General features: G+C 58.9%; 20 protein-coding genes. 13 read left to right on the top strand and 7 right to left on the bottom strand.

Annotated elements, in window-relative coordinates:
* Window positions 1-396 (top strand): Rid family hydrolase, encoded by a 396-nt coding sequence (locus QSK43_RS06575; RefSeq protein ID WP_332302771.1) that lies wholly within the window; start codon window positions 1-3, stop codon window positions 394-396.
* A 34-nt stretch (window positions 397-430) separates the two neighbouring features.
* Here QSK43_RS06575 and QSK43_RS06570 read toward each other — a convergent pair whose 3' ends face one another.
* Together QSK43_RS06570 and QSK43_RS06565 are read right to left on the bottom strand one after the other, a co-directional pair.
* The gene (locus QSK43_RS06570; RefSeq protein ID WP_332302770.1) at window positions 431-1123 is read right to left on the bottom strand and encodes an RraA family protein; all 693 of its coding nucleotides are present in this window, start codon (window positions 1121-1123) and stop codon (window positions 431-433) included.
* Window positions 1124-1183: 60 nt separating this feature from the next.
* Window positions 1184-2500, bottom strand: coding sequence for an MFS transporter (locus tag QSK43_RS06565; RefSeq protein ID WP_332302769.1), 1317 nt, complete (start codon window positions 2498-2500; stop codon window positions 1184-1186).
* Between the two features lie 525 nt (window positions 2501-3025).
* On the opposite strand from QSK43_RS06565, the gene QSK43_RS06560 reads away from it, so the two are divergent.
* Window positions 3026-4276, top strand: coding sequence for a Zn-dependent hydrolase (locus QSK43_RS06560; RefSeq protein WP_332302768.1), 1251 nt, complete (start codon window positions 3026-3028; stop codon window positions 4274-4276).
* Between the two features lie 46 nt (window positions 4277-4322).
* Here QSK43_RS06560 and QSK43_RS06555 read toward each other — a convergent pair whose 3' ends face one another.
* The 3 genes from QSK43_RS06555 to QSK43_RS06545 all read right to left on the bottom strand — a co-directional run bounded on the left by QSK43_RS06555 (window position 4323) and on the right by QSK43_RS06545 (window position 7448).
* A complete protein-coding gene (locus QSK43_RS06555; RefSeq protein WP_332302767.1) occupies window positions 4323-5282 on the bottom strand; it encodes a LysR family transcriptional regulator in 960 nt (319 codons plus the stop codon).
* Window positions 5283-5463: 181 nt separating this feature from the next.
* A complete protein-coding gene (ctlX, locus tag QSK43_RS06550; RefSeq protein WP_332302766.1) occupies window positions 5464-6387 on the bottom strand; it encodes a citrulline utilization hydrolase CtlX in 924 nt (307 codons plus the stop codon).
* A gap of 11 nt (window positions 6388-6398) precedes the next feature.
* Window positions 6399-7448 (bottom strand): ornithine cyclodeaminase, encoded by a 1050-nt coding sequence (locus QSK43_RS06545; RefSeq protein ID WP_332302765.1) that lies wholly within the window; start codon window positions 7446-7448, stop codon window positions 6399-6401.
* Between the two features lie 133 nt (window positions 7449-7581).
* Between QSK43_RS06545 and QSK43_RS06540 the strand changes: the two genes are divergently transcribed.
* Window positions 7582-8019 carry an Lrp/AsnC family transcriptional regulator gene (locus tag QSK43_RS06540; protein ID WP_332302764.1) on the top strand — a complete coding sequence of 146 codons (438 nt, stop codon included), beginning with the start codon at window positions 7582-7584 and terminating at the stop codon, window positions 8017-8019.
* A 357-nt stretch (window positions 8020-8376) separates the two neighbouring features.
* Here the strand turns inward: QSK43_RS06540 and QSK43_RS06535 are convergent, their stop codons facing one another.
* Window positions 8377-8883, bottom strand: coding sequence for an antibiotic biosynthesis monooxygenase family protein (locus tag QSK43_RS06535; RefSeq protein ID WP_332302763.1), 507 nt, complete (start codon window positions 8881-8883; stop codon window positions 8377-8379).
* Between the two features lie 147 nt (window positions 8884-9030).
* On the opposite strand from QSK43_RS06535, the gene pdxR reads away from it, so the two are divergent.
* Window positions 9031-10518 carry a MocR-like pyridoxine biosynthesis transcription factor PdxR gene (pdxR, locus tag QSK43_RS06530; protein ID WP_332302762.1) on the top strand — a complete coding sequence of 496 codons (1488 nt, stop codon included), beginning with the start codon at window positions 9031-9033 and terminating at the stop codon, window positions 10516-10518.
* A gap of 433 nt (window positions 10519-10951) precedes the next feature.
* Here pdxR and QSK43_RS06525 read toward each other — a convergent pair whose 3' ends face one another.
* Complete coding sequence (locus QSK43_RS06525) at window positions 10952-11392, bottom strand: RbsD/FucU family protein (RefSeq protein ID WP_332302761.1); 441 nt, start codon at window positions 11390-11392, stop codon at window positions 10952-10954.
* A 366-nt stretch (window positions 11393-11758) separates the two neighbouring features.
* On the opposite strand from QSK43_RS06525, the gene QSK43_RS06520 reads away from it, so the two are divergent.
* From QSK43_RS06520 to QSK43_RS06480, 9 genes are all read left to right on the top strand, one after another.
* The gene (locus tag QSK43_RS06520; protein WP_332302760.1) at window positions 11759-12820 is read left to right on the top strand and encodes an ABC transporter ATP-binding protein; all 1062 of its coding nucleotides are present in this window, start codon (window positions 11759-11761) and stop codon (window positions 12818-12820) included.
* 76 nt (window positions 12821-12896) lie between these two features.
* The gene (locus QSK43_RS06515; protein ID WP_332302759.1) at window positions 12897-14558 is read left to right on the top strand and encodes an ABC transporter substrate-binding protein; all 1662 of its coding nucleotides are present in this window, start codon (window positions 12897-12899) and stop codon (window positions 14556-14558) included.
* Window positions 14559-14635: 77 nt separating this feature from the next.
* Window positions 14636-15760, top strand: a complete 1125-nt coding sequence (locus QSK43_RS06510) for a carbohydrate ABC transporter permease (RefSeq protein WP_332302758.1) — start codon at window positions 14636-14638, stop codon at window positions 15758-15760.
* A gap of 10 nt (window positions 15761-15770) precedes the next feature.
* A complete protein-coding gene (locus QSK43_RS06505) occupies window positions 15771-16694 on the top strand; it encodes a carbohydrate ABC transporter permease (RefSeq protein ID WP_332302757.1) in 924 nt (307 codons plus the stop codon).
* 285 nt (window positions 16695-16979) lie between these two features.
* Entirely contained in the window at window positions 16980-18662 is a 1683-nt protein-coding gene (locus QSK43_RS06500; protein ID WP_332302756.1) for a hydantoinase B/oxoprolinase family protein, read from the top strand.
* A complete protein-coding gene (locus QSK43_RS06495) occupies window positions 18659-20764 on the top strand; it encodes a hydantoinase/oxoprolinase family protein (protein ID WP_332302755.1) in 2106 nt (701 codons plus the stop codon). Before QSK43_RS06500 ends, QSK43_RS06495 begins: the two co-directional genes overlap by 4 nt.
* A gap of 67 nt (window positions 20765-20831) precedes the next feature.
* The gene (locus tag QSK43_RS06490; protein ID WP_332302754.1) at window positions 20832-22163 is read left to right on the top strand and encodes an MFS transporter; all 1332 of its coding nucleotides are present in this window, start codon (window positions 20832-20834) and stop codon (window positions 22161-22163) included.
* Window positions 22164-22262: 99 nt separating this feature from the next.
* A complete protein-coding gene (locus QSK43_RS06485; RefSeq protein ID WP_332302753.1) occupies window positions 22263-23138 on the top strand; it encodes a LysR substrate-binding domain-containing protein in 876 nt (291 codons plus the stop codon).
* A gap of 433 nt (window positions 23139-23571) precedes the next feature.
* Window positions 23572-24561 carry a sugar phosphate isomerase/epimerase family protein gene (locus QSK43_RS06480; protein ID WP_332302752.1) on the top strand — a complete coding sequence of 330 codons (990 nt, stop codon included), beginning with the start codon at window positions 23572-23574 and terminating at the stop codon, window positions 24559-24561.
* The last annotated feature ends 52 nt before the right edge of the window (window positions 24562-24613 follow it).

The raw sequence follows: 24613 nt of genomic DNA, 5'->3' as shown, positions 1-24613 counted from the left end.
ATGGCCAAACGCGAAATCGTGGAAGTCCCGGTGGTTTCAGAGGCGATCCGCCGGCTTGGTGCGCCGACTTCGGCCCTCGTTCGCTCCGGCAGTTTCATTGCCACCTGCGGCATGCCGCCGGTCGATCTGCGGACCGGTGAGATCGTAAAAGGCGATATCGCCGTCCAGACCCGGGCGTCGCTTGAAGCCTTGCGGGTAACGCTGGCGGCGGCCGGAGCGACATTCGAAGATGTCATCAAGACCACCGTCTATGTGACCGACGGGTCGATGATGGCAACGGTGAACGAGATATACCACGAATATTTCGGTAGCGGCTTTCCGGCGCGCACCTCCGCGACAATCAAGCCCTGGGCGTTGCCCTTCAACATCGAGATTGAATGCCTTGCCGTCATCTGAGGTAAGTCGGTCTGGACAGGGCGCGGCGGATGGATCACCGATGCGTCGATTTTTTGTGCATTGTTTTGAGTGAAATTGCGCGCCCCTTTTGCCGGAAGCGCTCCAGCGGCGAAAGCCCGTAAACCTTGACGATATCCTCGCCGTTTTCGAGCCTGGCAATGACGCCGGGCTCTTTCGCCTGAATGACGAGCGCCTCTTCTGCTGCGGCCAGTGCTTTGGCTGGCGGCAGGATGCAGACGCCGTTTTCATCGGCCAGCACGACATCGCCGTTGCTCACCGTCACACCACCGCAGAGGACCGGTGCTGCGACATTGCCGCCGCCACCCGGTTTTGTCGTTATGGGTGAGCGGCCTCGACACCAGACCGGCAGGCCGGCGCTTCGGATGGCGCCAACATCGGTTACGTAGCCGTCGATGACGACGGCGGAAACGCCGCGCGCAAGCGCCGCAGCGGTCATCACCGCGCCCCAGCAGGCATGCCGGTCATCATTCGGTCGTTCGATGACAAGGATATCCCCGGGCATGGCCCGGGAAAGAGCATAAAGAAGCGCCGTGCCATCATCTCGCGGCAGGCTGACCGTCAGCGCTCGCCCTGCCACGCGGATGCCGTCGATGACGCATTGCATCGCCGGATCCATAAAACCTTCCGATCTGAAATGGCCGATCGTCGCCGTCTCGACGCTCGTGAGCAATTCGAGCGCTTCGTTGATCTGGTTGGGATTTTCCATGCGTCTCTCCACAAGAAAAGACGCCGGCGGGGCCGGCGTCCTGGGATATGTCGAAGGGGATCAATTGGTCCTGGCCAGATCGCGCTTTACGGTTTCGGTCAGCGCCAGCAGTGCGACGGCCGAGAGCAGGGCGGAACCTATCATGTACCAGGCGACGGAGGCGCCGCTACCGGTGGCTGAAAGCAGCCAGGTCGTGATGACCGGGGTGAGTGCGCTGCCCAGAACACCCGACAGCATGTAGGCGATCGAGAGGCCGGAATAACGGACTTTCGTGCCGAAGAGTTCAGCGAGGAAGGTGGCGATCGGGCCGTAATTGGCGGCAAAGGCCGTCATCATCAGCAGGTAACCAAGGAGGGCGCCGGCGAAGGTGGCGGTATCCATCAGCCAGAACATCGGGAAGGCGACGAGCGCTTCGGCGAGAATGCCACCGAGGATGACCGGCCGGCGGCCGATTTTATCGGAAAGCAGCCCAAATAGCGGCAGGAGGAAAATACAGGCCGTGCAGGAGATCAGCACGATTATCAGCATTTCGTTGCGGGCGATGTTGAGCGCCTGGGTGCCGTAGCTCAGGCCAAAGGCGACGATGAGATTGAAGGAAGATCCGGTGGACATGGTGGCGATGCCGCCGAGGACGACCGTCTTCCAGGATTTCGACAGCAGTTCGATGAACGGCATGCGCACGGTTGCCTCTTCCGTTTTCACCTTGGCGAAGGACGGCGTTTCGGCGGTGTTGAGGCGAATATAAGCACCTACACCGACCAGAAAAATGCTGATCAGGAACGGAATGCGCCAGCCCCAGGAAACGAGATCCTCGGGCGACATGAGGAAACCGATGGCGAGGAAAGCGAGGTTTGCAATCAGTGTGCCGGCCGGAACGCCGATCTGAACCCATGATCCATAAAGGCCCCGCCGGTTTTGGGGCGCATGCTCGACAGCCATCAGCACCGCGCCGCCCCATTCGCCGCCAAGTGCCAGACCCTGCACTACACGCAGCGCCAGAAGCAGGATGGGAGCCCAGACGCCGATCTGGTTGTAATTCGGCAGAAGGCCGATGGCGAAGGTCGCGACACCCATCATGACAAGGGATACGAGCAGCATCGATTTGCGGCCGATCCGGTCACCGAAGTGACCGAAAAGCGCGGCGCCAACGATGCGGGCGAGATAGGCCGAGGCGAAGGTGCCGAATGCCAGCAACGTGCCGATAGTCGCATCGAAGCTCGGAAAGAAGATCTTGTTGAAGACGAGTGCCGAGGCGGTGGCGAAGACGAAAAGATCGTACCATTCGACGGTGGTGCCAATCACGCTTGCGACGGCAATCCGCCGAACGTTGACCGATTGTTTTCCGACGGAGCCCACGAGAGCGGTTTCCCCTTGCATGAATATTCCCCTTTTTGTTGCCGTGAAGAAAACGGGGAGACGACGAAGCGGAACCGGATGCATGGTGAGGGCATGATGCCAATGACATCCCTTGCGGAGAAACCATTTGCAGTTTTCTCCGTCAGTTTGATACGCCGCGATGTTCCCCTGTTTTGCCCAATGATGGGAAACCGTGATGCTCCCGACAAATAGATAATGCAGATTTCTTCCATAGGGCCGCGCTATAGACAAAATCAGGAGCACATCCGACCGTCTCGATGGCGAATGCGAATTCGGTATAAACGATGAAATCATGGCGATATCGAAGGTGCAATTTTCGTAATCGTCCTTGCCTGTCTTCTGGCCGTTGAGGTTTTTTCCGACCAGCAAAATCGCCATTCTTATTTTAAGTATCGAATCTATCTATTTTTGAATTGGCCGGTTTGGTCTTATCCCCTTTGTCATTCCACAGATTGGAAAAGGTCGTATGCGGGCTGCCGGTTACGCCGGGGCATTGCCGCAACGAACCCATAACAGGGGACCGAAATGAAAAAATTGAGCAACATCCGGCCGGACATGTCACGCCTGTGGGCGACGCTGATGCGCTCAGCCGAAATCGGCGCAACCGGAAAAGGTGGCCTGAAGCGGCTTGCGCTGTCCGACGAAGACGCGACGATGCGTCACCAGTTCATTGCCTGGTGCGAAGAAGCCGGCCTGACGGTCCGGATCGACGTCATAGGCAATATCTTTGCCGAGCGCGCCGGTACCGATGCGGATGCGAAGCCGGTTCTCGTTGGCAGCCATCTTGATACCCAGGTCCATGGGGGCCGTTTCGACGGCATTCTCGGGGTGCTGGCCGGGCTGGAGCTTGTGCGCACTCTGAATGACCATTCGCTGACGACGCGCCGGCCGATCACCCTTGTAAACTGGACCAATGAAGAGGGCGCGCGTTTCGAGCCGCCGATGATCGGTTCGGCGGTCTTTACCGGGGCGAAAGCTGCGGAATTCGCCTATTCCCGCAAGGACCGGGACGGCCACACGCTGGGCGGTGAGCTGGAGCGCACTGGCTTCAAGGGCAAGGATGTCGTTTCGGCGGAAGCGTTCGACAGCCTGTTCGAACTGCATATCGAGCAGGGGCCGAGGCTGGAGGAGGCCGGAAAGCAGCTCGGCATCGTAACCGGCGCGTTCGGCGTGCGTGGTTTCGTGGTGGAAGTACATGGCGAAACCGGACATGTCGGACCGACGCCGATGCCCGCGCGCAAGAACGCGCTGGTGGGGGCGGCAGAGGTGACGCTGGCGATCAATGCGATCGGCTGGGCCAATCACGAAACCGGCGGCAAGTCCACGACAATGCGCATCAGGGCGGAACCCAATCTCCTCGGCGCGCTGCCGAATTTCGTGGAAATGACATGTGACTTGCGCCACCCCGACGACGCCCTCGTCAGCACCATGTTCGAGGCCTTCAAGGCGAAACTTCCCGAACTGGAAGAGCGATCGCGCTGCAAGATCGTTGTCAAGGAAGGCTGGGCCTATGGCGGCATGCATTTCGATGCCGACTGCATCGGACTCATTCGCAACGCCACCGACGCTTTCGGTTATTCCTCAATCGACCTCCTCACCGAGGCCGGACATGACGCCATGCATGTTGCCGAATATCTGCCGACGGCGATGATCTTCACACCGTGTGAGGGCGGTCTTTCCCATAACGAGGCGGAAAACGTCACGGTCGCCGACATCGAACCCGGTGTGAACGTGCTGGTTCAGGCCGTGCTGGAGCGTGCGAACCGCCCCGACTGAATGCCAGGGGATGGCGAAAGGCGCTTGCGTCTTTCGTCATCCCTGTTTAGCCGTCGCCGGTTTGCAGATGGGCGGCCGCAGCCTGGGCGTCGAAAAGCTCGTTTTCGAAGATTGTCAGAAATGCCCGCTCCGCTCCGCCCAGTTCCATATCGGGGTTGCGCAGAAAATAGGCGTCCGCGCCCAGCGAATCCTCAAGCAGCGGTATCTGCCAGATCTCGTCTTCCGCAACGCCGCGCGTAGCGTCCACGGGCAGAATTCCCACACCGATGCCGGCGATGATCATCCGCCGGACTTCTTCCATGTGCGGGCTTGAGCCTACGGTCCATTTGCCAAGCCCTACACCGTCGCGAAGTGCGATCATCGGTTCTAGCGCCCCGCCTTCCTGGCCACAGGCGAAGGCCACGAAGGCTTCCTGCCGCAATTCCTCCATCGTGATATCGACGCGTCCGAAAAACGGATGCGAGGCGCCGCAATAGATCCCGAACGTTTCCCTCAGCAGGAATTTGCAGTCCACTCCGGCGAGTGGTTTTGGCAGCAGACAGATGCCGAAGGCTGCCTGTTTCTGCCCGATGGCGCGAACGATATCCTGTGTATTGGCCACATCGATTCGAATCGTGACCGACGGATGGCGGCGCCGCAACTGGCGGAGCGCCTGATCCAGCTGTGGCAGAACGAGATTGGTGACGATCAGGACACGGATCTGGCCCGTCAGATCATCTGCCTCCGCCGACAGTTTTTCGCCGATGCGTTCGACGCGCAGGAAAATTTCAGCGCATTCCTGGCGGAGCGTTTCGCCCTGTACCGTGAGCACAAAACGGCGGCTGTCACGCTGGATCAACTGACATCCGAGCGTTTCCTCGAGCTTCTGCAAAGCGGCTGTGACGGAGGGCTGACGGATGAATAGCCGATTGGCAGCCCTCGTGATGCTGCCCTCCTCGACAATGACGAGAAAGGTTCGAAGCAAATTCCAGTTGAGGTGCTGGATCCGGGGCGCGCTACGGGGCAATCGTATGACTCCATGAAAGAAAACAATGTCCTCAATATAGTCGAATTCCTGAAAAAGGACGATCCGGCGGAAGTCCATTGCAGCTCTTGTCCAGAGCGCAGACCGCCTCGCCACCAACCGGTTTTCTGAATTGATCGCTACCTCGCCGCGTGCCAGGGGCTAACCTGCTTACTGATTTCTCTCACCGGGGCGTCAGATGGATGCCAGCAAGCGTGCAGCGCACCGAACCACCGGCCTTTTCAATGGTAGGTATGTCCAGCGCGACCGGAACGGCGCTTTCACGGATCGTGTCTATCTGTTCTCTCGTCAGCGAGGAGAATGCCGTGGTTGAGAGCGCAAGAATACGGCCGTCGCGCCCCTGCAGCTCAAGCGAGTTGCCGGCGAAGTGACGGATCTGCGCGTTGGTAAGCGCGATAACCCTTCGTCCCGAGCGTTCAAGCCGGGCAACGATTTCTCCACGACGGCGGTTGTCGGCGATCATGTCTAGACCGATCATCGCGTAGTCCGTTCCAATGCACATCAGGACATTGGTGTGATATACCGGCACGCCCGTCTCGTCTCGCGCATCAAAGACCATGGGTTCGAAATTGAAATGGGTCGAGAAGCGTTCGAGCGCGATCGGATCGGTGCGGTCGGAGCGCGCGGCATAAGCGACACGGTCAATGTGATCGAGCACCATGGCCCCCGTGCCCTCGAGAAAAATTCCGTCCGGCTCCAACCCCGAATAGTCGATGATGTCCTGGACGCGGTAGCGGCTCTTCAGCATCTCGATGACGTCCCGGCGACGCTCATGCCTGCGGCTTTCGGCCTTCATCGGATAGATGGCGACATGACCGCCAGCATGGGTGGAAAACCAGTTGTTGGGAAAGACCGAGTCCGGTGTGCCGGTGCCTTCGTCTTCGAAGAGATGCACCACCACACCTTGGCTTTCGAGCGTCTGCGCGGCGCGGGTGATTTCCGCATTGGCAATGGCGCTCAGATCCTCGCCGCTATTCGGCTTCGCCTGAAAACGGTTGTCGGCGGCGGTCTCAGTATTGACGGCGAAATGGTGCGGACGCACCATGACGACAGCGGCCGGAGCCTGAACGGAATAGGGTTTCTTCATGATCCTGCTCCTCAGGCCCGGGCGCGTTGCAACATTCCGAAAAGGTCACGCGGATCATCGGGATCAGCGATAATGTCGATCTCCTGGTAGAAGCTTAAGCCTTCGAGTTTTGCGCGCACGTAACGCAGCGCGGAAAAATCCTCAATGGCGAAACCGACGCTGTCGAAAAGGGTGATCTGGCGTGCGTCACGCCGACCTTCAGCCTCGCCGAGGATTACTTTCCAAAGCTCTGTCACGGGGTAACCCGACTCCATCTGCTGGATTTCGCCTTCAATACGCGTTTGCGGCGGATATTCGACGAAGGTGTCGGCGCGCAACAGAATATCCCTGTGCAGCTCCGTCTTGCCGGGGCAATCGCCACCGATGGCGTTGATATGCACGCCGGCGCCGACCATGTTGTCGGTCAGGATCGTCGCACATTGCTTGTCGGCGGTGCAGGTGGTGATGATGCCGGCCCCCTCGATCGCGGCCTGAGCCGATTTACACGGGGTCACCGTCAGGCCGCTTCCCTTCAGGTTCGCGGCCGTCTTTTGAGTGGCGCGCGGATCGATATCGTAAAGTCGCACCTCATCGATCCCAAGCACTGCTTTCATCGCCAGCGCCTGGAACTCCGCCTGTGCTCCGTTGCCGATCATCGCCATGACCTTGGTGCCTTTGGGCGCCAGATGCCGGGCGGCCATTGCCGATGTGGCCGCGGTGCGCAGCGCCGTCAGCAGGGTCATCTCCGCCAGGAGCACCGGATAACCGGTGGATACGGATGCAAGCAGGCCAAAGGCGGTGACGGTCTGAAGCCCCTCGGCCATGTTTTTCGGGTGACCGTTCACATATTTGAAGCCGTAGATTTCACCGTCGGACGTCGGCATCAGTTCGATGACGCCCTCGCGCGAATGCGAGGCAACGCGCGGCGTCTTGTCGAAACAGGGCCACCGGCGGAAATCTGCCTCGATGGCATCCGTCAGTTCGACCAGCATCTGTTCTATGCCAACATGATGCACGAGGCGCATCATGTTCTCGACGCTGACGAAAGGGATAAGGGCTTTAGCGGACGGGGACGGCGGCATCGGGGTAACTCCTCACTTGCTGGAGCGAGGATATCCATTGAGCCTGTTCAGCCGAAATCGCAGAACTTTGTTGTTTTTGAAATCATTTTGAACGATATGTTCAGTCCGGTTGTCAATTCAGTCAGAGATCCAAATGAGCATCGCCAAGTACATACCCGATGAGCTCGACCGGCAGATCATTGCCCATCTGAGGGTCGACGGGCGCGCGTCACTGGCCAAGCTCTCCGATGCATTGGGTGTCGCGCGCGGTACGGTTCAAAACAGGCTGAACCGGCTGACGGAAACCGGTACGCTGCTTGGTTTCACCGTGCGGGTGCGCGAGGATTATGATGAGCTGACGGTACATGCGGTCATGATGATCGAGGTCATGGGTAAGTCGACGACGCAGGTCATCCGCAAGCTGCGTGGCATTGCCGAGATTTCCTCGCTGCACACCACCAATGGCAACTGGGATCTTGTGGCCGATATACGCGCTGGAAGCCTCTCGGACTTTGATCGCGTGCTGCGCGAGGTCCGCATGATCGACGGCGTCTCAAACAGCGAAACGAGCTTGTTGCTGAGCACTGTCTAGTTTTGGTGACGATCTGCGCCTCGCGCCGGACGGGCGGCAGAAGCGTGCGTACGTGCTGCTGTGGTTGACGCGACGGTCGAGGAGCTCAGGTGCAACGGATATCAGGAGCTGTCGATTGCTGCGGTCGCCGCGCAAGTCAACGAGAGCTTGGTCTGCGAACGCAGGCTCTCTCGGAGCCGGCGTCCCGTAAGATCAAATCATGATTGCGGAGCGCGCACTCTGATCGCTATTCACCCGTTCATCTTCCTTCGGTCGCCGGCGAGAGAATGCGGCGATTGGCACAGATGCCCCAACGGCCGCCAGCCAGGAAGGAACTTACGTGCCCTCGGTCACGACGGCGCGAAGATGGCGCCTTTCTTATTTTGCCAGCTCAATTTCCGTCGGTGAGGCAATGGCTTCACATTTGGGAATATCCTTGAATACCGCGAAGCTGCTCGGCGTCATCGGCATGACCGGGAAGTTGAACTCACACTTGGGGCAAGGCTCCGCGAGCGTTTTTTGCTCCTCCTGCAATTCATAGACCTTGTCCTCCACATGTCCACAGCAGGGACAGACCCGCAACAGCCGCGTGCTGGTCAGCTCAAAGTTGGTGATGATGTCTTCCATGATGGCGCCTCGCGCCGCCCACTCCTTGGCGTATTTGTGATAGACGTTCATGTGCCAGTCACGAAGTGATTGCCGGCTGATCCAAAAGCTGACCTCATTGAACCAGCCGGGATCTTCGGGGTGAACCCACCATGTGAGGTGAAGGAAGCCCGGCATTTTCATAAGGTGGTTGCGCGTATCGGCGAAGATCACCTTAAATTTCTCGTAACCGTCCGGACTGGAAAACCGGACACGCTGCATGCTGAGGAAGATGGACATTTGAGTTCCCCTTTGTGCTCTTTGGCACGGTCGAGTTGACAAGCAACTCAACATTAGGTTCGATGTGGCTGCTTGGTAGCTCCAGATCCAGCAAAGTTTATGGTGCCAGCTCAAGACGACGCATGCGTTGGCGTCGCCCGGTGACGAATGCAATTGATCCTTGATCTTGATCGGCTGGGTGAGCGGCCCCTTCAGGTGCAGATATACGAGGCGGTTCGCCAGATGATCCTTGCGGGGTCGCTCGCGGCGGGACAAAAACTGCCATCGTCCCGTAGTCTTGCGGAACAGATAAATGTTGCGCGAAATACGGTTTCTCATGCCTATGAGCGCCTCGCTTCTGAGGACTACATCGCAGCTAAGGCGCGCTCCGGAATCTTTGTGAATGATCGACTGCCCGAAACCGCCGTTCTCGTCAGGAATACCGGGGCCGCGACAATCGAAACCGGCAAGCGCATTCGGCTTGGCGCCAATCCGTCGTTTACCGGGCGAGCGCCCAAGCTATGGTCGGAACGTGCCCTACGCCCGAAATTCGATTTCTTCGTTGGCCGGCCGCACCCGTCGAGCTTTCCGAGCAACTTTTGGAGACGCTCCATTGCCAGAAATCTTCAGATCGCGCATCAGGCGCAAACGGAATACGGCGATCCGCGGGGCATTCCTGGGCTGCGATCGACAATAGCAGCTCATTTGCGCGACACCCGCGGGATTGATGCGGGCGCGGAGCAGATTGTCATTACTTCCGGTATCCAGGGCGCTCTCAATTTGCTTGCACGCATATTCTTGAGCGGACGCATGCAACCAAGCGTCGCTGTAGAGAATCCGTGTTATCAGGGGGCGGCATTTCTGTTCAACAGCTATGGCGCACGCTTGAAGCCGATCGACGTCGACGAGTTCGGAGCAGTAGTTTCCCAGCTTGAGGATTTTTCCGGAAACCTCGTCTATGTCACGCCCTCGCACCAGTTTCCGACCGGCTACACCATGAGCCTCGATCGCAGGCTTCATCTGCTTGATTGGGCATACAGGACAGGCAGCTATGTCATCGAGGACGATTACGACAGCGATTTCAGGTATGATGGCTTGCCACTGACGGCCCTGGCGGGTCTCGACAGGCGGGGAGCCGTCATCTATCTCGGGACCTTCTCCAAGTCGATCGGCGCAGGCCTTCGGCTCGGTTACGCGGTTCTTCCCAGACACCTTCTTGATCAGGCGGATATCGTCAAAACGCTGCTGGACAACGGTTCGCCCTGGCTGGAGCAGATGGTCGTCGCCGAGTTCCTGAAGGAAGGGGCGTTCACGCGTCATCTCAGGCGCCTGAGGCGAAGCTATATGGCAAGCAGGAATGCGCTGGTTGATACGATTGCCCGTCACTTTCCAGGTAGCACGGTGTCCGGCAAGGAATGTGGCATGCATGTGATGTGGATGCTGCCGCCTGACTTGCCCGCTGCGGCCGATATTCATGCTGTGGCTTTGAGTTGTGACGTCGGCCTTTATCCGCTTGCAATGGCAGGAGCATTGGAACAAGGAAACCTGAAACGCTTTTCTGATCGGTCGCTTGTCGTCGGCTATACAGCATTGTCGGGAACTGAGATTGAAACGGCACTCAACCGGGTTTCCCGCAAATTGAATGGGACGGACTGAACTCTTCGGTCTGTTCCGGCTGAATGCAGTCGGGCGAACTGCGAAGCGGGACGAACGGGCACAGTGTGCCGGTAACGGTTCGTCGTTGGATGAGGCCTGCCCCCTATAGTGTGACCGATGGAGCAATGGGCTGGCAACTGTTCGCGCCATGTCTAAAGCTCAGGCGTCCCCGAGGACGACGCATTATCATCAACAAGCAACTGGGACGCAAGGTCTCCAATGAGGATCTCGATGAACCGACCCATCTTCTGGAATCGGGACCCGACAGGATCGGAGCACTCAATTTTCAATAGTGGGCAAGCGCCTACGTACCCGGCCAGGCAGCGGCAGCTTCGCTGGACGAACTGCTCGATGCGGCCAGCACCTGGATCGACGCGTCCCGCGCGCTGGCCGATCGTCCTTGAGCCCGTAGGTCTTAGTACCTCGCCAAGGATTAGATGACACCCTTGCTGAAGATAAAACACCCGTAGGGTCCCGGGTCCGACGTCCTGACAATGGCGAAGGATTTCTTTGCTGCCTCGTAAAAGGCAAAACGTTCCAGCGCTTCCATCTGCACAACGCGCTCTTCTGCTTCGTCGATGACCTTTTGCATCGCCGAAAAGATCGGCGCCTGGCCGTCGGGGTTGCCAACGACCTGCATCCGCTTTACGGGCGCTTCGATGAATGTATCCAACGGGAAGAGCTTCAAAACGGCTTCAGCAACCCGCTCAAGGCCGCACCCGGAAACATCGATGAGCTTTCCGTAGGTGGTATGTCTCGCGATCGTTTGGGCGGGATGATTGACGTCGCAGAGCACAAGCTGGTCGCCATGCCCCATCAGCATCAATGCATGTATCAGCTCGGCGTTTAGGACCGGGTCGATTCCTCTCAACATTCACATTTCCTCCCTGAAACGAAACTCATACTTTATGAAATATACAAACATCGTAATGTTTTCAACTGGACGAGGCGCACAAAAAAACGTTTTGCTGCCTGATTTTAGAAGCGAACAGTCACCTCAGTCCCGGATTAGCAGGCCGTTCCCGCAATTTCCTTGCGGCAAACGTGATCTTTTTTAAAGAAACCCTAAGAAGCATACTTTACACAAAATATTTACTATGTGAAGTTCGTTAGACGAACGGTATCCTCCCAAGATAAGCCGGGCAGCGGCGGGAAGAGCAGAAGCTCTCCCCGCCGCCATTCTCAGGGAGGCCGATCGAACGTCGCGAGGAGTGCGCGGCGCCTTGGAGGAGGGCATTTCTTGGCATCGATGAATATTGTGAATGTTGGCAAAGCTTATGGGAGCCTCACGGTCATCCATGGCGTATCCGTCGAGATCCCGGATGGCGAGTTCGTCGTTCTGGTGGGACCGTCGGGCTGTGGAAAGTCGACATTGCTTCGCATGGTTGCGGGTCTTGAGCCGATCAGCTTTGGCGACATCCAGATCGACGGCAAGGTCGTGAACGACCTGCCGCCCAAAGACCGTGATATCGCCATGGTCTTCCAGAGCTACGCTCTTTATCCGCACAAGACAGTCGCCGAAAACATGGGCTTTGCGCTGAAAATGCGTGGAGAAATCAGGGCCGATATCGACGCCCGCGTCCATAAAGCTGCTGAAATTCTTGATCTTACGCCTTACCTCGCCCGCTATCCGCGCCAGCTTTCCGGTGGCCAGCGGCAGCGCGTGGCGATGGGCCGGGCGATCGTTCGAGATCCCAAGGTGTTCCTGTTTGACGAGCCACTTTCCAATCTCGACGCAAAATTACGCGTCCAGATGCGGGCCGAGATCAAGGAATTGCAGCGCCGTCTGGCAACGACAATGATCTATGTGACCCACGACCAGGTCGAGGCCATGACCATGGCAGACCGGATCGTGGTGCTGCGAGACGGGCGCGTTGAGCAGATCGGCTCGCCGCTGACGCTGTACGACCGGCCAGCCAACATTTTTGTCGCGGGCTTCATTGGCTCGCCTTCGATGAACCTGATAAAGGGCAAAATTCAGACGTCCGGCACGCCGTTCTTCGAAACGGACGAAGGTATCCGCCTGCCATTGGTTCACGCCCCGGCAGGCTCCGATGGCAGAGCGGCCTATTACGGCATCCGGCCGGAGCACTTCACGCTCGGCGGGGCAGTCAGCGCAGATGTTACCGTTGTGGAATCGACGGGATCGGAAACGCAGGTATTTGCGAGGCTCGGACATCAGAAAATCATCGGTGTCTTTCGCGAGCGCGTCGATGAACCGGCAAACCACGCAATCGCCATGACGCCGAACCCGGATCTTGTCCATCTTTTCGATGGAGAGAGCGGCCTGCGGCTCGACTGACAGTTCTGGCTGGCGCTCCAGGCAGGGGGCTGGTTGCCGTGCATCGAAACATTTCTATAAACGGGAGGAGACCCACATGAAAGTCAGCGATTTCGAGAGAATGATGACCATTGGCCTGAGCCGCCGTGCCATCCTGAGGACAGGTGCAAGCCTGGGGGCTGTGGCGGCGGCCAATTTCGCGCTCGGCGGCTTTGGTGCAGCTTTTGCGCAGGATGCGTCGCTGCGCAGCCTGATATTGCAGGTTCCCGGCGTCGGCAAGGGCTCGCCAACTGATGCCGACTGGCAGAAGGTTGGTGAGATGTGCCTGGAGGCCACGAAAAAGAACGTCAAACAGGGCGAATTTGCCGGTGTTGAACTGTCCTTCATGGGCCTCAACAACCAGAACCTTCATAACGTTCTGTTCCGCGGCTTTCTGAAGCCATGGGAAGAATATACCGGTGCGAAGATCAAATGGATCGATCTGGCCCAGGCGGATTACAATCCACGTCTGCAACAGGCGATTGCCACAGGTACGGTCGATTTCGACATTCTGGAAATGGGCGCTCCGTTCGAGGGCGATGTCTGCGGCAAGGGGCTCGCTTCGGAAATGCCGGATTGGGTCAAGTCCCAGATCGACATGGACGATTACGTGGATTACCTGAAAGCGCCCGTTGGTACCTGGGATGGCAAGACCTACCGCGTGTCCGTTGATGGCGATTGCCACAACTTCAACTATCGCACTGATTACTTCGCCGACGCGGATCTCGCCAAAGCCTGGAAGGACGAAGGGCATGAGGGCGAGTGGGGCGTGCCAAAGACCTGGCAGAAGGTTCAGGAGGTTACCAAATTTCTCAAGGGCAAGACCGTTGGTGGTATGGAAGCGGTCGGCTATCTTGACGCACCCAAGGCCTGGGGCGGTTTCGGCTTCTACTTCCTCGGCTCGAGAGCCACGGCCTATGCCAAGCATCCAGACGACAAGGCCTGGCTGTTCGACACCGACACGATGAAGCCCCGTATCAACAACCCGGCCTGGGTCCGAGCGATCCAGGACGTCATTGACGCCTTGCCGTCGGAAGCAGGGGACCAGCTGAACGCTGATCCGGGCACGACAGCCTTCCAGCAGTTTCTGGCCGGTACCGGCTCGATGGTCTCTTGGTGGGGCGACGTGGGTGCTGGCGCACGCACCAGCGACAGTTCGGTGGTGGGTGATACGATCGGCTTTGATATTCTGCCGGGCTCGGACGACGTCTACAATTCGAAGACCGGCCAGTGGGACAAACTCGCCAGCGGCCCGAACCACGCACCGAACATGGCCTATCTGGGTTGGGGCGTTTACGTAATGGCGCGGGTCGACAGTGACGAGAAGAAGAAAAAAGCGGCCTGGAGTGCGGCGGCCCATCTCGGCGGCAAGGATCTGGCGCTGTGGACGGCGGCTTATCCCTCCGGCTTCCAGTGCTACCGCAAGAGCCAGTTCGATATCAGGGAATGGGTGTCGGCGGGCTACGACGAGGCGTTCATCACGAGCTACCTCAACTCGCAGTCCAGCTCCTACAACCATCCCAATGCGGCTATCGAGCCGCGCATCCCTGGCATCTTCCAATATTACAGCGTGGCAGAAGATGAACTGGCCAAGGTGTTTGCCGGTCAGGCAAGTGCGCAGGCAGGTGCTGACGCAATCGCCGCCGCCTGGGAGAAGATCACAGATCAACTCGGTCGCGACAAGCAGATCGCGCTCTACAAGGCTTCACTCGGAGCCTGACCGGAAAGGCCAGGCGTCGCCGTCGCGTCGCCTGGCTCCCATTCGTGCGCGACGCGCTGCGCTCCAAGGGTTTGCCAATGTCCCATACCACACTGCCTGCCGTCACGTCGCCGATGTCAACCGTCCCCGAGCGTGCGCACCTTCAGCTGATCTCCGCAAGGCGCGGCCGGCTGCTGTTCATGGTTGCGACGGTTCTGCTTTTTGCCGTACTCCTCCTGCAGGTGCTCGAAGCTTCCGGCGTGACCTCGATCGGTCTCGTCAACTGGCGGCCGCTCCTCTTTGCCTACATCTTCTGGACAGGTGCCTTGTGCGCGGCGCAGATCCTGATCCGCGGCGAGGCGGGTCAGCGTGCAGCCTTCGTGCTCCCTGCCGTTCTCTTTACCGTTGCCATGGTGGTCTTTCCCACCGTCTTCGGCCTCTACATCGCCTTTACCGACTGGAATCTCAGTGCCGCCGCCGGGCGGCGGTTCAACGGGCTGGACAATCTGCGAGCCCTGTTTGCCGACGTCTACTTCTGGAACGCGCTTCTCAATATGGTCTATTACGTGGCGGCCGTGCTGGTGCAATACGCGATCGCCTTCGGGCTGGCGCTCCTGCTCAACGCCGAGATCAAGGCGCGAAAATTCTTCCGTGTCGCCTTCCTCCTGCCGCTGATGCTGAGCCCCGTAGCCGTCAGCTGGATGATCGGCAAGTCGCTGATGGAATACCGTTTCGGCCCGGCGGCAACGTTGGCACGCCATCTCGGCTGGGACAATCCGGCGTTTTTCTCCACCCCGTGGCTGGCGCGCTCCTCAATCATGGCCATGGACGCCTGGGTGTCCATTCCCTTCATGATGATTCTGCTGCTCGCAGGCCTTCAGGCCCTGCCTGCCGAGATCAAGGAGGCGGCGAAGGTGGATGGTGCTTCCGGCTGGCAGAGTTTCAAGGAAATCACCTTTCCACTCATGCTGCCGGTCAGCATCACCGTCATCATCCTGCGCATCATCTTTCAGCTGAAGCTGGCCGATATCGTCATCAACGTCACGGCAGGCGGGCCGGGCGGGGCAACCGATACCGTCTCCAGCTTCATCTTCCGCGAATATCGCGACCGCTCCAATGTCGGCTACGGCACCATGCTCGCGGAATTCTATCTCGTCATCATCATCATTTTCGTCGCGCTCATCCTCAAAGGGGCGAGCCGGTGGATGCAACGCGACAATTGAGGCTAAACCGATGGCAACACATGTTGAAACATCCACGACACGGTCAAGTCTCTGGTCCCGCCGTCCGCAGTTTCTGACCAGCAGCCTGCTGATTTATGCGGCTCTGGTGTTCTGGGCCTTTGTTTCGCTGTTTCCGATTTACTGGACCATCACCACATCATTCAAGACGGCGGTGAATGTCACGCAAGGACACCTTATTCCTTTCGTCGACTTCACGCCCGACTGGAAAGGCTGGCGCTCGCTGGGTCTCTCGCCTGATACGATCTTTGCACAATCGACGGTCCGTGATGAGTTCGTCCGCCGCTTTCTTAACAGCATCGTTGCCTCGGCGGGCGCCTCATTCCTAGCCGTCGTTATCGGCTCTCTCGCGGCATACGGTCTCAGCCGGTTTTCCTACAAATTCCTCTGGATGAAGAACAAGGACATTTCCTTCTTCTTCCTGTCGCAGCTCATCCTTCCACCCGTAGTGCTCGCCATGCCGTTTCTGGTTCTCTACAAGCACCTCATGCTGCTGGATACGCTGGTCGGCCTTATCCTCGTCTATACGCTGATGGTGTTGCCTATCGTCATCTGGATCATGCGCGATCAGTTCGACACGATCCCGCTGGAACTCGAGCAGGCGGCCCTCGTCGACGGCTGCTCGATCTGGGGCGCGTTCCTGCGCATCGTGCTGCCAATCGCGTTGCCTGGCATGGTGGCGGCGTTCATTCTCTCCGTCATTCTCTGCTGGAACGAGTATTTCTTCGCCGCCCTTCTCACCAGTTCCAACGCGAAGACGCTGCCCGTGATGGTGGCAAGCCAGACGGGATCGCAAGGCATCAACTGGTGGTCGATGGCAGCGATTGCGACCGCCGCCATCATGCCTTTGGTGCTGGTCGGAATCTTCCTTGAACGTTACATCGTCAAGGGCCTGACGGCAGGTGCCGTCAAGTAAGAGACGTGATGAACATCACCGAAGCTGGCAGCCTGACGCGTCAGGACCGCTGTCGCCCTCGAAATAGGGCGTGGTGCATAAGGTCACGATACGATGGAGCGTCTCAAACGTCGCGCTGGAAGCGCCCGTGCGGAACGCAAGCGAAAAATATCGAGGCATGCCCTGTAATTAAGCACCTGATGGCGCTGCATTATTATCAAGCAATTATCTTATTATATCTGTTCAGTATTGGACGTCGCCCGTGTCAGGGTCTTAGCTCGCTGAAACAGGCAAAGGAGCCAGTCTTTGAGCGAATTTTCCAGGCCCGTCGATCCGATCACACGTTCGGTGATCCAGTACCGTCTCAGCGCGATCGTCGAAGAGATGGGTGAGTGCATGCTGCGCACCGCCTATTCTCAAATTCTCAACGCCAGCCGCGACTTTTCGATGGGCGTTCTGGACGCGGACTGCCGTCTCGTCGCCCAGGCCGATCATATTCCCGTTCATGTCGGGGCCCTGCCATGGGCTGTTCGTGCCGTCGAGGATCGTTTCGGCAATGATATCTCGGACGGTGACATCATCGTTCTGAACGATCCCTATGCCGGCGGTAGCCATCTGCCGGACGTCACAATCTTTGTTCCCGTTTTTGCTGAAGGAAAGCGTCGCCTGTGGACGGTTGTACGGGCGCATATGGGTGACATTGGCGGGGCGACCCACGGAGCCTACAATCCACAGGCCACCGAAATCTGGCAGGAGGGTCTGCGCATCCCGCCCATGAAGCTCGCGGATGCCGGTCGCATGCGCGAAGACGTCCTCGAGATGATCCTGATGAATGTGCGCTTCCCCCGGGATTTTCGTGGTGACATGCAGGCAATGATCGGAGCGGCGCATTTTGGCCAGAACCGGCTGGCTCGTCTGTTCGCAGAATTTGGCGCCGGCAAAGTCGGTGCGGCGATCGACGAGATTCTTGACGCCGCCGAAGCCCGCACAAGGGCGATCATCACCGAATGGCCGGATGGAGAGTATACCGGGACGGCCTATCTCGACGACGACGGCAGGGGTCGTGAGGACATAGCGATCCGCGCGCGGGTGACTGTCAGCGGCAGCAACCTGACGGTGGATCTCACCGAGAGCGATCCGCAATCGAAGAGTTTCGCCAACTCGCCTTTCGCCAACACCCGTGCTTCAGTCGCCATGGCGCTCGCCTATCTGATTGATGCCGATATTCCGAAGAATGACGGCGCATTCCGTGTGCTGGACGTCAAGCTGAAACCCGGCACGGTCGTCTGTTGCGACAATAACGCGCCGGTGACGCTCTGCACGACCCATCCTGCAAACGAGATTGTCGAGGCCATTGTAAGAGCGCTCGAAAGCGCGTGCCCTGACCGGACAATGGGCGGCTGGGGCAGGCGGTTCAGAATGTCGATCACGGGTGACAACCCGAGAAACGGCCGCAAATTCGTGTGGCATCTTTTCCACGCGCGTCCGGGTGGCGGCGCTTCTTCCAGGGGTGACGGCTGGTCGAACGGCGGCGAATGGCATTCCGTCGGCGGCATCAAGTTCGGAAGCATCGAGGTGACGGAAGCGCGTTTCCCGCTGTTTTTTGAGCGCCACGAGTTCCGCCCCGGTTCGGGCGGAGACGGTGAGTTCCGCGGTGGTGTTGGCAGTGAGCTGGATCTGCGGCTGGAAGTCCCGGCCTATGCCCATACCGCAGGCGAGGGCGTGCGCCACGGCGCGGCGGGAATAGCAGGCGGAAGGGACGGCGCCCCCCACGACTATCGTCTGACCGGCCCGCACGGGTCGACTGCACTTCGTACCAAGAGTTTCGGTCTTGAGCTGACGTCCGAAATGCTGATCGAGGTTCGCTCCGGCGGCGGCGGCGGATGGGGCGATCCCGCCCGACGCGATCCTTCAGCACATAAACTCGATATCCAGCGCGGCTTAATCGATACCGGCCTGGACAACGACAAGACAAGAAGCGCAGCATGATCCAGAAGTTCGTAATTGGTATCGATGTCGGAGGCACGTTCACCGACTTCGTCGCAATTGATGAAGGCGGCAGAACGACGATTGCCAAGTCCCCCTCAACACCGGCCGACCAGTCGGTTGGCGTCTTGAACGGCTTGCGCGTTCTTGCAGAAAAGGTCGGGATGACGCTTGCAGAGCTTATGGGGCGAACCGACCGGATCGTGCACGGCACAACCGTCGCAACCAATGCGCTGCTCGAGCGCAGGGGCGCGAAAGTTGGATTGCTGACATCGGCAGGTCATCGCGATATTCTGGAAATGCGTGAGGGTCTGAAACCAGACAGATACAACCTCCGTATGGTATCGCCGGAGCCGCTCGTCCCCCGCGACCGACGCTATGGCGTTCCCGGGCGCATGTCGCATGACGGCCGTGAACTCACTGCTCTGGATGAAACGGTCATAATGCGCCAGATCGAGCAAATGAAGCGGGCCGGCGTCAGTTCGGTCGCGGTCTGCTACCTGCATGCCTACCGTAATCCGGATCACGAAAGGCGAACCGGGGCGCTACTGGAACAACACATGCCCGGAGCCTATGTCTCCCTGTCCAGCGAGGTGCTGCCGCAGATCAAGGAATATGAGCGCCTCTCGACCACTGTCGTCAATTCCTATGTCGGTCCGGTCGTGAAGAACTATTTCGATCGCCTGCGCGGGCAACTGGATAGCGTCGGCTATAAGGGGCCGCTCTTCATCATCCTTTCCCATGGTGGCATCTGCGAGGTCGCCGATGCGACCAGGCTCGCCGCCGGAACATGCCTTTCCGGTCCCGCAGGCGGCATTGCCGGAGCACGTGCGTGTGCCCGGATGATCGGCGAGGAACATGTCATTCCCTTCGATATGGGCGGCACCTCGACGGAAGTCTCCCTGATTGCCGGTGGGGAGGTTGCATTGACGTCCGAGCGGGGAATGGCGGGCGAGCGGATAGCGCTTCGAAGCTATGACATCTTGTCCTTTGCCTCCGGCGGCGGCTCTATTGCCCATGTTGACGAGGCCGGTCGTTTCGATGTCGGCCCGCGTTCGGCCGGCGCCGTTCCCGGTCCCGCGGCCTACGGCAAGGGCGGAACCGAGGCGACGGTGACCGACGCGAACCTCCTGCTTGGCTACCTTGATCACCAGGCTTTTGCGGGAGGTCTCAGCGTCGAGGCCGCCGAGGCGGCAGTGGATCGTCTGGCTGCAACGCTGTCTCTTTCGAGTGAGGAGACCGCGGTTGGCATTCATCGCCTGATCAACGTCAAGATGGCCGACGGAATCCGGTTGATGACGCTCCGCAAGGGCGTCGACCCGCGCAGGTTTACGATGCTGAGCTTCGGTGGTGCCGCAGGACTGCATGCCGTTGAGGTTGCGCGCGAGATGGACGTGCCGCGCGTCGTGGTCCCAAGTGTTGCTTCGGTCCTCTGTGCCTGGGGCATGCTTGCCAGCGATCTGCGATATGAAATGTCCGCCAGCCATGTCGGCGACCACGCAGCCCTCGACGACAAATCCCTGCGTGAGATCTATTCCACGCTTGAGGCGAAGGCGAGCGCGAAAGTTCCAGCAGATATGGTTGATAAGGTGCGCGTTTCACGCTCGGCTGAAATGCGTTACGGAGAGCAAATCTATGAGGTCGACGTTGCTCTCGATGGCCTCGACCTCGATGCCGACGGTATCTCGGAGCTTCTCGTCGACCGTTTCCACAAGCGGCACAAGGAACTTTATACCTTCTCCTCCCCGGGAGAGGAGGTCGATCTGGTGAATGCCCGGGTGGCGATCATATGTGAAGTGGCCAGGAACACAGGCGTCGAGGAAGGCGTGTCCCCTTCGGACCGGATCGCCGCGCCGTGGGCTCACCGCCGCATATTCAGCGGCGGGGAATGGCGGCGGGCGCCGGTATACCTTTCGGGCGACCTTGGCCGCGGCCAGCGTATCAAAGGCCCAGCTGTCTTTGAATCCGAGACGACCACGATCGTCATTCACGAGGGTGACGTCGCGACGGTCGATGCCCGCGGCTGGCTCGACATCATGGTTGCACCGAAGGTGGGTGTGTCGGCGCCGCGCGCGTCCATGGAGAATATTCCTGCCGGAGCTTGAGGCGACTTCGACAGGTCCGGGTGAAACCGGATAAGAGCCTTCGATCAATCAAAAAAGGGGAACGAACTTGTCCAGTATAAATTACGCGTCGCAAGCCGACGCGCAGCCTCTCGAGGGCAATGATGCGGAACTGAAGCGGGTCGTGGCAGGTGCTGCTGCCGGCAGCGTCATCGAGTGGTTCGAGTTTTCCGTCTATGGCTATCTCGCGGCGGTGATGGGAAAGGTCTTTTTCACGACGTCCGAACCCCGCGTCCAGATCATCGCGTCCTTTGCTGCCTTCGCGGTCGCGTTCCTTGCCCGTCCATTCGGCGGGATCGTCTGCGGGGCGCTGGGGGATCGGATCGGGCGCAAGCGGGTGCTGAACCTGACGCTCTTCGTCATGGCCGCATCCACATTCGCCATCGGTCTTGTCCCCGGCTATGCATCAATCGGCATTGCCGCGCCCATTGCTCTGACGCTTCTGCGTCTGCTCCAGGGTCTGTCGGCAGGTGGCGAGGTCGGGGCGGCGGCAATTTTCGTTGCGGAGCGCTGCGGCAACCACCATCGCACGCGAATGACCGCCTGGGTCGAGGTCGGCTGCATGGCGGGCTTCCTTATGGGTGCCGTCGTCGCTTTTCTTCTGCATTCGATGGTCACCGACGAGCAACTCGTCGCATGGGCCTGGCGTGTCCCCTTTTATTTTGCAGCACCGCTGGCGCTGGTCGGACTCTATATCCGCTACCGCCTGGAGGAGTCTCCGCTGTTCATGCAGGCGCGAAAGCAGGGCAAGGTTAAAGATGCCCCGCTTCTGACGAAACTTGCCAGACTGCGAAATTACAAGGGATCCATGCTGCAGGCCGCCGGCATGGTTATCGGCACCAACGTCACTCTCTTTACGGTCCTGACTTACCTGCCGACCTATCTCAACCGGACAGTAGGTCTGACAGGTGCACAGGCACTTGCGGTTAATCTCATCCCAATGACAGTGCTGGTCCTTTTGATACCACCTTTTGCGTCAATCGCTGACCGCACCAGTCGAAAGAGCATGATGCTGGCGGGTCTCGCACTGACGCTCATCTGCGCCGTTCCAGCTTTCCATATCATTGGCACCCAGCCGGTTCTTCTGAAGATCGCGGCCCTCGTCATCCTTAATATTGGGCTGGCCATGCTTACCGCCTGCATCTTCGCCCAAATCCCGTCGCTGTTCCCGGTGGAAGTGCGGTTCATGGCCATGGCTGTCAGCTATAACGTCACGATCGCTCTGTTTGCCGGAACGGCGCCGCTGATCAATTCGATGCTGGTCGAGGCTACCGGTGACCCTCTCATACCTGCTTACTATATGATGGTGGCAAGCGTGCTGGGCATTTTCGCGCTGTTGTCTGCCAAGGACCGCACCGGGAAAGCGATGAATGGTGACTGACAATCTCGCCAGATGACAAAAATACCGTCGCGGCAGGTCCCCGGCGGTATTTTGCATGTATAATGACGGCTGTATCCGTGATCCAAGGGAGGGGCCGACTTGGACTTGCGTCAGATCCGGTACTTTGTCGTTCTCGCCGAACAGTTGCATTTCGGGCGGGCAGCCGAATTGCTGCATATGGCGCAGCCGCCGCTATCCCAGCAGATCAAGAGCCTCGAAGCCGAGCTACGCGTGACTTTGATAGACCGCAGTTCACGGCCGATTGCCCTGACAACAGCGGGACAGATACTGTTGAAGGAAGGGCGGCAACTGCTGGCGCAATTCGACCGTGTGGAGACCGCGACACGGCAGGCAGGAGACGGAAAGGGCGGTCGCCTTGCCATCGGATTGACTGAAACCGCCGCTCTCGATTTCGCATCACCCTTGTTGAGGGCCTTTGCTTGCGCCCATCCGCAGGTTTTGGTCTCACTTCACGAAATGAACTCGCCATCGCAGCTGATAGCGCTCGAAAACGGCAGCATCCATATCGCTTTTGTTCGCCCGCCCGTGCTGGACGAGCGGTTCAATATCCGCCTGGTCCATACGGAGCCCTTCCTGATCGCCATTCCGTCAGACCACGCGCTTGCCGGGCGCGGCGCCATCCGCCTGAGGGAGGTGCAGGACCTGCCGCTGGTGATTTTTGAACGGGAGGAAGCTTCCGGCTTTCGCGATCTTATCCTGCATCTATGCCGGGCGGCCGGCTATACGCCGGCATTCTTCCAGGACGCGTCGCAGATGTCGACCATGTTGTGCTCGGTTGGAGCTGGTCTCGGCGTGGCCCTGGTGCCGCGATCGGCAAGTCGCATGGCTATTGCAGGCGTCACATTTCTCGCAATTCTTGACGAGTGCCCAAACGCCGAACTCTACGCTGCCTGGCCAAAAGCCAATGTATCCCCTCATGTTCCCAATCTGCTCATGCAGCTGGACGCTCTTTAAGCGTTCTCTAGAACCGCGTGATTTTTCGTGTGTGCCGACAAACAGCCAGCGGGGAATTTACGACGCGTCGATGTCGCCGCCTCAATGTTCCGGTCATTGATGTGAACGGCAATCGTCCTGAAGCCAGCCACGTTCGTGGCTCGTTTTGAACGAGGCTGTCACTGCGACGAGCAGGTGCCTTGCGAGGTGATCCGTCATCTACGCCCTGTGGAACGTAGCCTCGGCGGCGTTGTGCCGCGCCGGCTTCACCGCGAGCAGGACGCGCAATATGGGACCGATCCGAGGCCGACTTTACGCTGCGATCGAGCTCGGGAAAGTGCGAAAAGCGGTGCCCCCGCCGGGCATCCCGCAGCGCACAAACTATTTTACTTTACATCACAACATAAATTTGTGAAGTTTGGCTATCTGATCATTTCCGATAGGGCCGAAGACATTGCCGAATCTCCGTTTTGCTACCCGCCTCAACTCCTTCGCTTCAAACCCAGCCGGTGAATGGCCGGATCTTAAAGGCAAGCCGACCGCTCTGCAGATGGCGGCGCGCGCCGCAAAGGTCGATGGCCTGACGGATCTGGACCTCAATTATCCCGATCACGTCGGTGAAAAGCCTTCAGAACTGAAGCGCAAGCTGGAAGATATTGGTCTGGCAATCAACGGCTTTGCCATGCGGTATTACACCAATCCGGCTTTCAAGCTCGGTGCCTTCACCCATCCCGATGAAAGCGTTCGTCGTGAAGCGATCGACCTGACCAAGGCCGGCATTGATGCCGCACGTGAAGCCGGTTCCAACCTGATGACCATCTGGCTTGGCCAGGACGGTTTCGATTATGCTTTCCAGGCTGACTATGATCGCATGTGGCAACACGAAATTGACGGAATTCGTGAAGTTTGCAGGCACGACGCAGATTGCCTGATCTCGATCGAATACAAGCCGAACGAGCCGCGCTCCTACAGCCTGATGCCGGATTGCGCCACGACGCTTCTGGCGATCAAGGAAGCTGGATGTGCCAACCTCGGCGTCACGCTGGACTTCGCGCATGTGCTTTATGCAGATGAACAGCCGGCTTTCGCCGCGGCAATGATCGCCCGCCACAGCCGTCTGCTCGGCGTTCACCTCAATGACGGCTACGCCAAGCGCGATGACGGCCTGATGGTCGGTGCGGTGCACTCGATTCAGACCATCGAACTGCTGCGCCAGATCCGTCGCGACGGTTACGATGGCGCAATCTATTTCGACACCTTCCCTGACATGACCGGCCTCGATCCGGTTCATGAATGCGAAGTCAACATTCAAACCGTCAAGCGCATGCTGAAGGTTGTCGATCGTCTCGAAGGCGACAACCGCCTCGGCAGCGCGATCGACCGTCAGGATGCCGTCACCGCGCAGTCGATCATTCAGGAGGCAATGCTCGGCGACGTCGCTTGAAGAGGCTCCAAGAGACATTTTCTATTCCAACAACCACACCTGGGAGGATACC

Origin of the sequence: Rhizobium sp. GR12, assembly GCF_036596185.1 — a bacterium.
GTDB lineage: Bacteria > Pseudomonadota > Alphaproteobacteria > Rhizobiales > Rhizobiaceae > Agrobacterium > Agrobacterium nepotum.
Note: the sequence above shows the minus strand (reverse complement) of the source record. Positions and strands in the feature narration are given on the sequence as shown.